Origin of the sequence: Nostoc sp. (assembly GCF_036917575.1) — a bacterium.
GTDB lineage: Bacteria > Cyanobacteriota > Cyanobacteriia > Cyanobacteriales > Nostocaceae > Nostoc.
Window position 1 is genome coordinate 35,470 of the sequence record NZ_JBALDC010000004.1, and the last position, 13,209, is coordinate 48,678.

The 13,209-nt window shown below is 38.6% G+C and carries 11 protein-coding genes; 6 read left to right on the forward strand and 5 right to left on the reverse strand.

The window, feature by feature from the left end; all coding sequences use genetic code 11:
• Window positions 1-24: 24 nt before the first annotated feature.
• Window positions 25-753, reverse strand: coding sequence for a MotA/TolQ/ExbB proton channel family protein (locus V7K79_RS00370; RefSeq protein ID WP_335043625.1), 729 nt, complete (start codon window positions 751-753; stop codon window positions 25-27).
• A 398-nt stretch (window positions 754-1,151) separates the two neighbouring features.
• Here V7K79_RS00370 and trmB point away from each other — a divergent pair, with 398 nt between their 5' ends.
• From trmB to V7K79_RS00400, 6 genes are all read left to right on the forward strand, one after another.
• On the forward strand, window positions 1,152-1,799 hold the full coding sequence (gene trmB, locus V7K79_RS00375; protein WP_335043628.1) for a tRNA (guanosine(46)-N7)-methyltransferase TrmB: 648 nt from the start codon (window positions 1,152-1,154) through the stop codon (window positions 1,797-1,799).
• A gap of 605 nt (window positions 1,800-2,404) precedes the next feature.
• A complete protein-coding gene (locus V7K79_RS00380) occupies window positions 2,405-2,719 on the forward strand; it encodes a hypothetical protein (protein ID WP_335043630.1) in 315 nt (104 codons plus the stop codon).
• A gap of 151 nt (window positions 2,720-2,870) precedes the next feature.
• Complete coding sequence (locus V7K79_RS00385) at window positions 2,871-3,308, forward strand: nitrogen fixation protein (RefSeq protein WP_335043633.1); 438 nt, start codon at window positions 2,871-2,873, stop codon at window positions 3,306-3,308.
• Between the two features lie 456 nt (window positions 3,309-3,764).
• Window positions 3,765-4,943 (forward strand): aminoglycoside phosphotransferase family protein, encoded by a 1,179-nt coding sequence (locus tag V7K79_RS00390; RefSeq protein WP_335043635.1) that lies wholly within the window; start codon window positions 3,765-3,767, stop codon window positions 4,941-4,943.
• A 26-nt stretch (window positions 4,944-4,969) separates the two neighbouring features.
• On the forward strand, window positions 4,970-6,073 hold the full coding sequence (locus tag V7K79_RS00395) for a T3SS effector HopA1 family protein (RefSeq protein ID WP_335043637.1): 1,104 nt from the start codon (window positions 4,970-4,972) through the stop codon (window positions 6,071-6,073).
• Window positions 6,074-6,613: 540 nt separating this feature from the next.
• On the forward strand, window positions 6,614-6,787 hold the full coding sequence (locus V7K79_RS00400) for a hypothetical protein (protein ID WP_335043638.1): 174 nt from the start codon (window positions 6,614-6,616) through the stop codon (window positions 6,785-6,787).
• A 165-nt stretch (window positions 6,788-6,952) separates the two neighbouring features.
• On the opposite strand, the gene V7K79_RS00405 is transcribed toward V7K79_RS00400, so the two are convergent.
• The 4 genes from V7K79_RS00405 to V7K79_RS00420 all read right to left on the reverse strand — a co-directional run bounded on the left by V7K79_RS00405 (window position 6,953) and on the right by V7K79_RS00420 (window position 12,742).
• Entirely contained in the window at window positions 6,953-7,702 is a 750-nt protein-coding gene (locus V7K79_RS00405) for a peptidylprolyl isomerase (protein WP_335043640.1), read from the reverse strand.
• Between the two features lie 114 nt (window positions 7,703-7,816).
• Entirely contained in the window at window positions 7,817-9,340 is a 1,524-nt protein-coding gene (locus V7K79_RS00410) for an HlyD family efflux transporter periplasmic adaptor subunit (RefSeq protein WP_335043642.1), read from the reverse strand.
• A 65-nt stretch (window positions 9,341-9,405) separates the two neighbouring features.
• Complete coding sequence (locus V7K79_RS00415) at window positions 9,406-12,123, reverse strand: peptidase domain-containing ABC transporter (RefSeq protein ID WP_335043644.1); 2,718 nt, start codon at window positions 12,121-12,123, stop codon at window positions 9,406-9,408.
• Window positions 12,017-12,742: a helix-turn-helix domain-containing protein gene (locus V7K79_RS00420; RefSeq protein ID WP_335043647.1), complete on the reverse strand. Its 726-nt coding sequence runs from the start codon at window positions 12,740-12,742 to the stop codon at window positions 12,017-12,019. The genes V7K79_RS00415 and V7K79_RS00420 overlap by 107 nt, the downstream gene beginning before the upstream one ends.
• Between the last annotated feature and the right edge of the window lie 467 nt (window positions 12,743-13,209).

Below are 13,209 nucleotides of genomic sequence, written 5' to 3' on the forward strand. Positions count from 1 at the left end.
GTTCAAAAGTTGAATTACTGATTATTAATTAGGTGTATTTGGGGATTCAGGAGGTTCAGAAACTCTACTCTTTCCTGATTTGCGCGGTGGAGTGAAATTTTCGGGCACAATTGCTGATGTCCTATTGCTAAAGTCAGGAGGAGACTGGCGATAGAGCAATTCCATTTCATTCCCTGCCTTCCGAAAAACTTTGACTTGGTTGACTACAAAACTTTGAAATAAGCGGTAAAATACCAAACTAATAATGGCAACTATTAGCCCACTTGCCGTACTAATTAAGGATTCACCAATACCAGTAGTCACGCCAGCGGTAGATTCAGTTCCTAAATCACCAATCCGAATTGAGCGCAGAGAGTGGATTAAACCCAAAACTGTACCCAACAATCCTAGCAACGGCGCTAGAGCAATCACGGCTTCTAAAAGTTTTTCACCCCGCCGCATCCCAGCTAATTCGTCTTCTGCGGTAGCCTCTAGTGCTAATCGAAAAGTTTCTGCATCACTTTTGGCAAAACGTAAAGGGGCATAGAGAAAACGCCCGACAGGCTGATGGCTTGCTTGTCTTGCCATGTCCGCAGCTACTTCCCAATTATCCTGGGCAGCATCTAAGATGCGATCGACTATTTGCTTTTCCTGAGTCAAAATTCGTAACCAGAACCACAAACGCTCGAAAATCACACTCAAAGCCAAAATCGATAGAACTAGCAATGGCCACATCGCTGGCCCACCCTTGTAAAATAAATCTAAAATATCCACTGTTTAAATTTCCTCCCTCCACGACAAAAGCAAATGTGTTAAGGCATTTTAATTCTAGAGATTAATGCAAAATGAGGGACTTCCAAAATATAAATTTCTCGAAAATCTAAAAAAACAGTGCAAGTATGACGTATTTAACTGAGACTGCTATACAAACTTGTTGCTGGGTAGGCAATTGAATGATAGATCGGTAATTTTTGGCATACTTTTGCTAAACTTCCTTGTAATACCAATTTGAAAAAAGAATGCAATACATAGATAAAACCCTACCTAACCCTTCTCAAAGCTTGAGGGAGGGTGTGCGTCAGTGAGGATGGGGTGTTGATCGCAAACATTTTTTAAATAGATATAACCTAAAGTTTCACCACAGGATACTTTCACGTAAAGGAGAAAAAATTTTGGCAGCAGTCCGAGTCCGCCAGCATGTTAATCCACTTGGTAAAAAGTATCAAACACCAGGAAGTCTCCAAGACTTGGAAAAAATTTATGCCAAGCCAAATCAACCACTACATTTAGATATTGGCTGTGCGAAGGGATTGTTTTTGTTGAATATGTCCAAGATAGAATCTAACTGGAATTTTCTCGGCTTGGAAATTCGGGAACCGCTGGTGGTAGAGGCGAATAAGTTACGTTCAGAATTAGGCTTAACAAACCTGCACTATTTATTTTGCAATGTAAATAACTCACTGCAATCACTTTTATCTTCCCTCCCTCCAGGAAGTTTACAACGCGTTACAATTCAATTCCCCGATCCTTGGTTTAAAACCCGTCACGCTAAACGTCGTGTAGTGCAACCAGAACTAGTGGCAGACTTAGCTAATTATCTCGCGGTTGGAGGATTGGTATTTCTGCAATCAGATATGGAATTTGTGGCCATAGAAATGCGCGATCGCTTTGCTGCTAATTCAGCTTTTCAGAAAGTCGGTAGAGAAGAATGGTTAGCTGAAAACCCGCTACCAGTTCCCACAGAACGAGAAATAAATACGCAAAAAAAAGGTGAACCTGTTTATCGGGCTTTGTTTGAAAGAGTGAAAAGTACAGAATAGAGATGTTTATAATATCAACTCTATTACCTAATTTTGAATTTGAAGTTTTATTGAGCAGTATTATAAATATTTATTAATATTATTTAAGTTGTGCTTGTTATATTTTTATTAAATATTGCCCATGATGGAAAAATTTTTGGGACATAAATGTTTTATTAAAGGTCAAACTTTTAATTAAATATTTTCTGATAATCCCTCTTTTGTCACTTCGGAAGAAGCCAATCGCTGAAAGCCTTTCTGAGCTTTAGTTTTCCAGTTTTGACTACAAACTTTAGTTACTGTTAGAAAATAAAGGCTTAAAACTTGACTAAATCAAAGTTTCAGAATCAAGCTGATATTATTGTTTTCCGAGAGTGACAAAAGAGGAATAATTGCTCAAAAAGTCTACTGCTGAAGTGTTTTATAGCCAAAACTTATTGATAGACTTTCATTGATAAACTTTTAATATAACTTTAATGACATAAAAGGTTTATTTATATCTGCTTATCAATTTTCTAAACATAGCTAAATCTCTTATTACCATGTTTAAAATATATACAGGCTAGGTAATTACAGTATTTGATCATTAAGTCTATATCTAGTTATATTTTCAGAGGAAAAGCACAATGGAAAGGAATAAAAAGAATTCAGATTTTCAATTGGATATTAGCAATCTGATTGATAATGCTATTAATAACGCACTAGTACGACGGAACCCCAATGAGGATTTAGAAGATGCTTTGCTAACTCTGTCTAATGAAGAAATGGCAAACGTTATAGGCGGTTTTGCAACGGTTACAAAATTCAATCCAATCATTGCAGGTGGTATTACAGGTGGTATTACAGGTGGTATTGGTGTGATTGAACCGATTAATGATATTCCTGTGATAAAACCGATTACTTGTGGACTGATTGAACAAAACCCGAACTTGATCTCTTAATCTATAAAACACAAGTCTTTGAAGTTACTAGTCAGTACTAAACTCTTGGACATTTAATTTGCTTATTTAGGTTGATGGAGAGTAGTCCGATTCAGAACTCGGTGTAAATCTCCATCAGCTTAAAAATACAATTCACTATAGGTTCATATTTATGGAAGACATCGCTACAGAAAAGACTACACTTTGCCCTAGTGCAAGACCAGAATGGCAGGACAGTGTTGTTTTTGGCGTTGTTGGTGGCACAGTCACAGAACCCCGTGTAGCTTATCTTAAGCACCCCCAACCGATCACAGATGAACTAATAGCAAAGGCTAGTCCAGTAACACCCACTGAAATTTTTCGGACGGCTGCACCCTGTGCAACTAAGGGTTGTCAACATTTTGATAGTAAAGACTGTCGTTTAGCAATGCGAGTTGTAGAAAATATGCCGACGGTAGTACAGGAACTACCACCTTGTTCCATACGCCGAGATTGCCGATGGTGGCAACAAGAAGGCAAGGCAGCTTGTATGCGTTGTCCACAACTTATTACAGATAATTACAATCGCTCTGAATTACTACTTAAAGTGGCGACACCGACTGTTAGTTAAGCAAAGCTACAAAGTTTATTGAAGTAATTTAAGGAGAATATCATACAGCAGATTTCAAGTAGATGAAGTACACTTAATTCGTCTCAAAGCTAGGCATAAAGGCTATTTTACTTCTGAATTCTGACTCCTTAATTCTGAATTCTGCTGTATCAATGAACATTCATCACAAACATCTCACAAGTCAAATTAAAATTACAAACTTAATTGAAGAAGCTGTTGTGAATACATCAGCAAGATGAAAACAAGGTTTTGATATACAAGAGCCGTCATCAGAATTGTCTGAAGAAGAACAGAAAAACATTACGGGTGGGCAAAGAATTGCGTTTGGCGGCTTGGGTTGGGACATAGCGATCGAGGTCTAATCAGCATTACAGAATCTAAAATAAACAGCCTGTGGTAATAATTCAACTACCACATTTTTCTCTATATCAAAATTAGTTGATACATTTAAAATTTATGACATTTCTCTTAAACTCTCAGAATGTTTTCGATTATTTAATTGAACAGGGGTTATTTAATAAGTCCGAACAATCACCCATTAAGATAGAACCAGTTGCAGCTAAAAACTTTAATTTATTAGTTACTTTACCAGGCGATGTCTACGACGGGCTACGCCTACGCAAACTTCTAGTAAAACAAGAACGACACAATCAAGAAGGGAAAGCGGCTGGTGAATTTTTAAGTGAGTGGCGAATTCAAGAGTTTTTACAACAATTTCCAAATCTTAGCAACTACTGCTCATTTTTACCAGAGGTACTGCATTTTGATGCCAAAAATTCCATTATTGTCTTCAGATATCTGGATGATTATCGGGATTTAATGGATTTCTATACCAAGGAAAATAGCTTTCCTACAGAAATCGCTACAGCAATTGGTAATATTTTAGGGACTATCCATCGTGATACTTTTAATCGCCAAGAATATCAGGAATTATTTTCTAAAAATTCCGATAATTTAATGGTTGAGCAAGTATCACATTTAGTTCAGAGATTAGAACGGATTGAACCGGAAATTTTCGGTCTAGTTCCTGTGGATGGGTTAAAGTTTTTTGCTCTATATCAACGTTATGATAGCTTGGGGCAGGCTATAGCTGAATTGGGTAATGCTGTAATGCCCTCTTGTCTCACCCACAATGATTTGAAACTAAATAATATTCTCCTGTACAAAGATTGGCAGAATTCCAGTAACAATATTGTTCGGCTAATTGATTGGGAACGCTCTATTTGGGGAGATCCAGCTTTTGATTTGGGAACACTTATTGGCAGCTATGTACAAATCTGGCTTACTAGCTTAGTTATCAGTAATTCTTTGAGTATTGAAGAGTCTCTAGGCTTGGCAATAACACCTTTAGAACTACTTCAGCCTTCAATTTTTACATTAACCCAAGCTTATTTAAACACTTTTCCAGAAATTCTAGAACATCGTCCTGATTTCTTGCAACGGGTAGTGCAATTTACAGGTTTTGCTTTAATTCAACAGATTCAGGCGATGATTCAATATCAAAAATCTTTTGGCAATATGGGGATTGTTATACTTCAGATTGCTAAGACGTTATTAAGCCGTCCTGTACAATCGATGCCAACAATTTTTGGTGCTGCTGTTGAATTAGCTCACTTGAGTAGTTCTGCTGTTTAAATCATTTTTTTATTACTAAAGTAGTTATGCAATTATTAAATTATCCTCAAACTCAGCTAGAAACTGGTTTAGTTGGGCAATTACTGGATGTTCTGCAAGATATTGTTCAAAAAATTGAAATAAAATCTGATTTTTCCATCCACCATCCAGATTACAAACCTTTAGAATTACCATCTGAGGCAGTTGAACGTTTTCAGAAGATGCCAACCCAGATGCAACAGAAATATCTGAGTCTGCAATTGCGGAGTTTTCTTTACGGTATCTATTACAACGGTTCTATGCAAAGTACATTGGCACTAAATGCCGAGGGAAATGGTTTGCCCCTAGATTTGGAGAATAATACTTTTTTAGGGGTAGATGTAGGGTTTTATAAGCGATTGCATGAAAGTAATTTTGGAGAGGGCTACTTTGACCCTGGTTGGTCTGTTTTGAGAGAAGAAAGCGATCGCAGTTTAGCCGTGACAAAAGGCGGTTTGAGACTGCATATTGAACGGAATAAGCATCTTCAATTTACAGAAGTGGCAGCTGTGGTAGGTGATTCTGTCGCTATTCGGATGCCGAAGAATCTAGTGCAAAATGGCTTTTACATGGCAGTTAGCAATGTCATATCTAAAAGTCATGAAAATCTGGTACGAGTATACTTTAATTTCAGCCCAGAAGGTGCAGTGGCAGTGATGAGTAGCCTGACGCGCCGACTGAATGTCATTCCCATTTTCTTCCACTTTAAGGTGCTGTATAACCCAGATGACTACAAGCGTTACGATTCAGGGGTACTGTACTTTGAAAAAGGCAACTATCAAGCTGTCCGGCAAGTCATTGAGGCTGTCTATGCAGAAAACCAATCGCATTTTCAGCCGGAAATACCGCTATTCACGATGCAACTTGCACCAGGGTTAGGGTTGGCAGAAGAACCAAATCTAAAGTTTGGTGTTCAGGAAAGCTTCGGGATGAATCGCTGTCAGATTGTGGCGAATGGGTTGTTAAAGGCTTGGTATCAAGGGGACGATTCGCCAGATGGGCGAATGCAGGCTATTTGTGAGCAATTTTATACTTTGGGGATTGATTTGCAGTGTGTTTATTTGAATACTAATTCTGAAGATATTTACAGGCGGGTAGAATTGACCAAGTGATTTGAATATCTTTGTTGATAATTTATATTTTTCTGTCCAAAATTTATCTTGGGCAGATTTTTTATGTTTTCTGTTCACATTTAAAATTATAGTGACATAAATATTGCAGTTTTATCTATTTTAAATTTATTTTATTTATGTAATTTGCTTTCTATATATACTATTTTAAAAATTTATACCAGAATAATGGACATCTAATTGATTAAGAATCAGAATAAATATCTATCTAATAAATAAGTTATTTTTGTTTCTAAAATAGATATAGCATCAAATTTTAACTTTACTCATCTTACAAGAGTTGTTTTATTACAATTTTTGTAAGGTGTGCATTAAATATGCGCTTAAAACCTTATTTTTGCGTTGTGGACATTGTCCACCCTAAAATTGTTAAAAATGGTGTTAAAATGTAGTATTTATGTCACTCTTACACAGTCAAAAATCCTTGAATTAATAGAGTAAATCACAGATTATAGTAATGAGATAAGGCAATTTAAAGTCTAATCTCAAATGCAAAAAAAATGATTTAAGAGTAGGTAAAAAATGGCTAACATTGTAATTTCTGAATTACGTCCGGCTGGCAGTGAATTATTTATGGATTCTGAAAGCTATATGCATGATATAACTGATAACGAGCTTCATGCAACTAAAGGTGGAATAACTCCTTTAATTTACATTACAATTGGCATTTACATTGGTTACGAACTAGCACAATGAAATAATTTTACCATGCTAAAAAATAAAGTTTATCTAGGCTACTAAACTTACTGTCAACAATTTTATGTGACTTATTAGTAGCAGATTTACTAGGCAAAAGTCTGCATTTTATTAAATAAAATGCAGACTTTTCAACTAAAAAATGCAGATAATCCAGATACAAAACTACGGTTTATCTGCTGAAATTATTTTAATAGTTTCAATTGACTCAATTTGTTGTTGTAGCCATTCAGAGAATAAATCTGTAAATATTTTAGTATGTAGCTTACCATCTAATTTCGCCGGAATTAGTTCCTCTACTAAAATCAAGTGTACTCCCTTAGAAGTCACTATCGGTTTAATAACCTGTGGCGGTTTAGCAGTAAAAACAGCAGTAGAAATCTCTGGTTTTAAATCTTGGCGACCCACTATTCCTAAATATCCACCTTTTCGGCGTAATTCTGTATTCTGAATGTATTTGTGAGCAACATCATAGAAACTCATCTCACCTTCCTTAATCGCATAGAAAAGCTCTATGGCTAAATCTTCATCATCCAGAACAACTTCATACATCACCACGCCAACATAATCTAGTTGGTTTTCAAAGAAAAAGGGTTCAACTTTATCAGCGAAAAGATGATTAGCTAACTTCCCAGAGATGATACTGATGTCAGCGATTTCTTCAAAATCATCTATAGACAAACCATGTTTCTCTAACCAATTCCAGGTATCATCAGCACTATCAAGTTTATTAGCTAACCGTATTTGGTCTGCTGCTTTCTGAAGTTCTTGAATCTCCACTTTTATACCAGCTTTCTCAGCCGCCGCTGTAATCACCTTGCGGGTAACAATCTGCTCAACTATCTCAGGAATTTTACAAGACACCTTAACTTGGTGAAGAATGTCTTCGTTGCTAATGGTGATAGATTGTGACATGATATTTCTCCTAAATTTGGTTTGACTTATTAGCTGGATGTGGAGACATTACATGTAACGTCTCTACATTCCCAATTCCCATGTCATTTAGATGTAGGAAAGGGGTTAGGTTTTCTACAATTTCACTCCACCCTGCTGCAACTGCTTAAAAGGATCAAGTAGAAAATCTATAATCCGACGCTGGCGCACAATTACCTCAGCCGTCGCCGTATCGCCAGGATGTAAGGCAATACATTTATTAGTTGAGGGAATACAATTTTGTTTTAAGGCAATTTCTAAGTCATAAGCTGCTACCTTTCCATTAGGTGTATCCACTTCTATGGTAGTAGGAGAAATCTCAAACAATTCTCCTTCCAATATTCCATAATCCTGAAACGGATAAGCATCAAACTTTAACTTTACTGGTAATCCTTTCCGCAAAGAACCACTCTCAGTTGTCGCCATTTGTGCCCGAATTATTAAAGGCGAACCTTGGGGTGAAATCTCTGCAATCATTGCTCCAGGCTGCACTACAGACCCAGCCTGTTGTATTGGTAACTGAAACACTCTACCATTCACGGTGGCTCTTAACTCTCGTTGTCCTAACTGAAATTTTAATGAGACAATCTGACTCTTACTTTGAGCAATTTCTGCCTTAAGCGTAGTAATTTCTGTATTCAAATTCTTTTGTTGTTCGTCAATTTTTAGTAAAGCTAGCTTGCTGGAACGAGTTAAGGTCTGATAACTACTTTCCTGTTCTTTTAGTCGCAGTTGTGCTTGCTCAATATCTGCATTTGCTTGCCGAATAGTCCGCTCATAACTACTCTGTTGTTCTACCAAACGTAGTTTGGCCTGCTGAATATCTGACTGATTTTGTTCGTATAACTGTTGCTTGTCTTTAGCTATATCTTGCTTCTGGACAACATTAATTTCTGGAACAACTCCTGACTGCCAAAGATTACGATAGCGTTCAACTTCTCGCTCTGTACTCGCTAAACTACTATTTACTAACTTATTAGCAGTTTTACTATACTCAAGAGTTTGTCGTGCCTGATTGACTTGAGCTAATTTTTCGTATTTTTGTAAATTATAGGAATTTATTAGAGCATTTATATTCTGTCGTGCTTGGTCAATTTGAGCATGTTTTTCTAACTGCTGAGATTGGTTTTGTTGCTGTTGAGTTGTCAAAGATACAACTAACTGGCTTTTAGATGAATTTAACTGAGAAAGTCGATTTAATTGTCCCTCTAATTTATCCTGTATCTGCCGTAACTCTGCCTTAACTAATTCCGATTCCAACACTAATAAAGTTTGCCCAGCTTTAACCGAATCACCTTCCTTTACCCGAATTTCGGCAACAGTACCTGCCACAGCAGCATCCAGCCTAACTGTCTTTCCCTTTGGCTCAAGTCGCCCTGTTGCCGTACCTGTTTCATCTACCTTAGATAGCATCGCCCAAGGTAAAATGATCGACACAAACACCACCAAAAAATACAGTAATCCTCTTGTCCAAACTTGGGGCAAGCTATCAAGTAAATCCTTGGTCGCGTCAGCCCAATCATCAGTTGATCTAGCTGGTGTTTGTTCCCTTAAAATTTTCTCGCACTGTTCTACCTCATCGATTTGGGTTTCAACCCTTCCATTCAATGTGTTTGGCATAATTTTTCCTGATATCAATTTTGGATTATGGGAAACAAGAAAAGCTTCCTCTTTCTCCTCTTGTTTCATCCGGCAACATCCATCTGCTGATGATTGAGATAAAAATAATGTCCCCGCTTCGCCATCAACTCTTTGTGAGTCCCACTCTCAATCAATACGCCGCGATCTAGCACCAATATCAAATCTGCATGACGTACAGTTGAAAGGCGATGGGCGATTACTAAGGTGGTTCTGCCTTTAAGAATTGTGTTTAAATTCGTCTGAATAATTCTTTCTGACTCTGCATCCAGATGGGAAGTCGCCTCATCCAAAACCAACAGCTTGGGATTGCCTAACAACGCTTTTGCGATCGCAATTCTTTGTCGCTGTCCTCCAGACAACATCCCTCCTCCTTCACCAATCTGGGTTTCATAACCCATAGGTAACTTTTTAATAAACTCATCAACACCAGCTAATCGCGCCGCCTCAATAATCTCTACCAAAGTTGCCCCAGGATGTGCCAAGCTAATATTTTCCCGAATCGTTCCGCCAAACAAAAAGGTATCTTGGTCAACTACCCCAACCTGTTCGCGTAGAGAACGCAACGAAAGACTGATAATATCCTGTCCATCAATCAACACTTTGCCATCTGTGGGGGGATATAACCCCAAAACCAGCTTAGAAATTGTGGTTTTCCCTGAACCACTTCGTCCCACTAGGGCAACCATTTGCCCACTGTGGACTTCAAAACTGAGATTTTCTAAAACATTGATATCGCTTTCAGGGTGATAGCGGAATGTCACGTTCTCAAAGCGAATGTTACCTTGAATGGGTGGTAAAGATTGCCGCGCCTGGTGCTGCAAATCCTCTTCTGGTTCCGCATCCAACACATCATTAATACGTTCCACGGCAATCACTACTTCTTGCAGTTGATTCCACAAAACTGTTAATCGCTGGAAAGGTCTAATAATATTTCCCAGCAGCATATTAAATGCTACCAATTGCCCAATGGTTAGCTGGTTGTGAATCACTTGGTACGCCCCAAACCACAGCAAGATGGTAGTTACCACTGCTTCAATTGTGTTGCTGAATATTTGCAGGCGATTGCTGATAATTTGCCCAGAAAAGTTAGTTTTTATTTCCTTACTTAATAACTCTTCCCAATGCCAACGCACTGTCTGTTCCACTGCTGTGGATTTAACTGTTCGCATACCAGAAAGGGCTTCAATCAGATAGCTACTTTCATTAGCAACAGCATTAAAAATTTGCCGAGAAATCTTTTGTAAAAAAGGTGTAGCAATCAATGCCAGCATGAAAAAAGGCGGTATAATCACCAACACCAGCAACGCCATTTTCCAGCTGTACCAAAACATCAATCCTAAATAGATAAAGACAGTGACTAAATCTAGCAGGATGGACAACGCCTCACCGGAGAGGAAGCGTTGAATTTTGCGGTTTTCTTGAACACGAGAGATAATATCCCCCACATAACGCGACTCGAAGTAACTCAAGGGTAGCCGCAAGGTATGGCGAATAAATCCGACAATCAGTGCTAAATCGAGCTTATTCGCCGTATGGTCTAACAGATATTGCCGCAACCCCGTCATTGCCACACGGAATAAACTAAAAATCAGTAACCCTAATCCCACCGCCGTTAAGGTTAGTTCAGAACGCTGCACCACTACTCGGTCTAAAATTAACTGGGTGAATAGGGGAGTAACAAGTCCAAAAATCTGGATAAATACCGAAGCAACAAACACTTCCAGCATTACTAAAGAGTGAGGCTTGATCAACTCAAAAAATTGCCAAAAGGGAGTTGTAGTCTCTTTGGTATCCTTCAACCAAGCTGTGGGTTGCAGCAGCAGTGTATAGCCAGTCCAGTTGGCTTTAAATTCGGTGTGGCTGAGGGTGCGTTGACCAATGGCGGGGTCGGCGACAATCACCTGTTTAGGAGTGATTTCATAGACAACAATATAGTGCTTGCCCTCCCAGTGGGCGATCGCAGGCAATTTTTGCTTCGCCAATTGGTCAAGACTCGCTTTCACAGGTCGCGTGCTAAACCCAATACTTTCCGCCGCCGCCGATAACCCCCGCAGCGACGAGCCATTGCGGTCAACATTGGCGATATCCCGCAGGCGATTTACACTAAAGTTTTTCCCCCAATAGCGAGACACCATCACTAAACAAGCTGCACCACAATCTGAGCCACTCTGTTGAGCAAAAAACGGATAGCGCCGAATCACGCGTTGTAATAAATGCCCGACTCGCTGCGTAGAGTTAGGAAAATAGGCTTTGCTAATCTTTTTCTGGCGTGGTACTGCTGACGTTGACAAAATCTTCGTTTCATGCTCTCTTTTGGAGTCAGATGGGGGATTATCTAACTCCACCTGTTGAGGATTACGAGATAGCGCCTTAGCCCACAAATACTCCCGAATTTTGGGATATTTAGCCATTAATGGCCACAATACTTCACCCGGAACAAAGCATAGTTGCAAGTTGACTGAAGCTCTGGCAGCGTATGGTTTAAAGTCACCTTCTTTAAATAAGGTAAATTCCCCAAATGAGTCACCTGCCTCTAAAGTGGCAATTAACTCATCGGCGCTATCTAGCAACCTGACTTTACCTGCGATCGCAATATAAATACCCACTTTGGCATCAGTTCCTTGCCAGAACTTGCCAACTTTCGGATTGATAAATTTAATTTGTTGAAGACAGTGTTGAAATTCCTCTGTCGAAAGAGAATAACCCAGAGTTTTGTTGAACAGTTGCAGAGTTACTAACTGAGCGGATATATCTTGCACCATGAATGTCTAAATCTTTTCCTAATTTTGCAAAGTTAATAGGTAGAAATTCGGTATTATCGGGAATAGCTGCGGATTTGAGGTCACTAATCAAAATTTTGGAACCCTGAGCTTGTTCGTTGCTGTTTGCTTCAGAATTTCTGGGTTTTGGGAGTGTGGATAATCCCATCTGTTTGAGCAGTCGCTTGATATGGCGATCGCTCACCTCAATCCCAAATTCTTTTGCCAGATGTTTCCCAACCCAGTTAGCTGTCCAGCGTCGAAAAGCATAGCCATGTTCGCGGGGACTAGTATTAATCAGTTCTTTCAAACGTCGTAAATACTCGTCATTTACTGCCTTCGGACGACCAATGGGGCAATCTTGCCATTGGTGTGCCATCCCAGTTCGGGCTATGTGTGTCCAATGCCTTACTGTTGCTGCACAACATCCCAAGCTTTGACAAATTTCCGTTTGGGTTTTTCCCTCATCTGCCAACAACATGATTTCAATGCGTTGGCGGTAGGATTCAAGTAAACTTTTTTGCAAATTTTGTAATAGGAGTTTTCGCTGAAACGCTGTTAAATAATTACCAGTGTATCCACTTAAGTAGTTAGTTTCAGGTTTACCTTGGTGGTCAGACATAAACGTAAAATTGTTAGTTTTGTAAATGCATAAGAGCCTTGTGCTTGGGATATAATTTCTCAAGCACTCACAAACAAATCTATTTAGGGGCTAGTAATTACCCTAATAGCGGACAATTTATTATGTATTACATGTATTATATGTCAGGTATATATCAAGCTACAAATCATATATGTGAATTCGGTAAATTAACCGTAAAACTTTTATGAAATGTTGGGCTAAATACGACAATCACTGTACATTTTCTTTACAAGTAAATTACTTTTGTAATTCAAAGGATATATAGGACTCCATCAGTGAGAGGTTAAATAATCTTACGTTTGTCAATTAAAAATTATGCTGAAAATTTGGAACAAGCAGAGATATGAAGTTAACTCTTGTACTGAACCAATGGAGTAAGAATAAAAAATGTGTATCAAAATTACGCGTAGGCGTAGCTCACCGTAGGCATCGCCTGCTCAAAAATT

Coding starts and splice junctions, on each gene's coding strand:
- V7K79_RS00400 (WP_335043638.1), top strand. CDS start 6,614: ATGGCTAACATTGTAATTTCTGAATTACGTCCGGCTGGCAGTGAATTA.
- V7K79_RS00385 (WP_335043633.1), top strand. CDS start 2,871: ATGGAAGACATCGCTACAGAAAAGACTACACTTTGCCCTAGTGCAAGA.
- V7K79_RS00415 (WP_335043644.1), bottom strand. CDS start 12,123: ATGGTGCAAGATATATCCGCTCAGTTAGTAACTCTGCAACTGTTCAAC.
- V7K79_RS00420 (WP_335043647.1), bottom strand. CDS start 12,742: ATGTCTGACCACCAAGGTAAACCTGAAACTAACTACTTAAGTGGATAC.
- V7K79_RS00410 (WP_335043642.1), bottom strand. CDS start 9,340: ATGCCAAACACATTGAATGGAAGGGTTGAAACCCAAATCGATGAGGTA.
- V7K79_RS00395 (WP_335043637.1), top strand. CDS start 4,970: ATGCAATTATTAAATTATCCTCAAACTCAGCTAGAAACTGGTTTAGTT.
- V7K79_RS00405 (WP_335043640.1), bottom strand. CDS start 7,702: ATGTCACAATCTATCACCATTAGCAACGAAGACATTCTTCACCAAGTT.
- V7K79_RS00380 (WP_335043630.1), top strand. CDS start 2,405: ATGGAAAGGAATAAAAAGAATTCAGATTTTCAATTGGATATTAGCAAT.
- V7K79_RS00390 (WP_335043635.1), top strand. CDS start 3,765: ATGACATTTCTCTTAAACTCTCAGAATGTTTTCGATTATTTAATTGAA.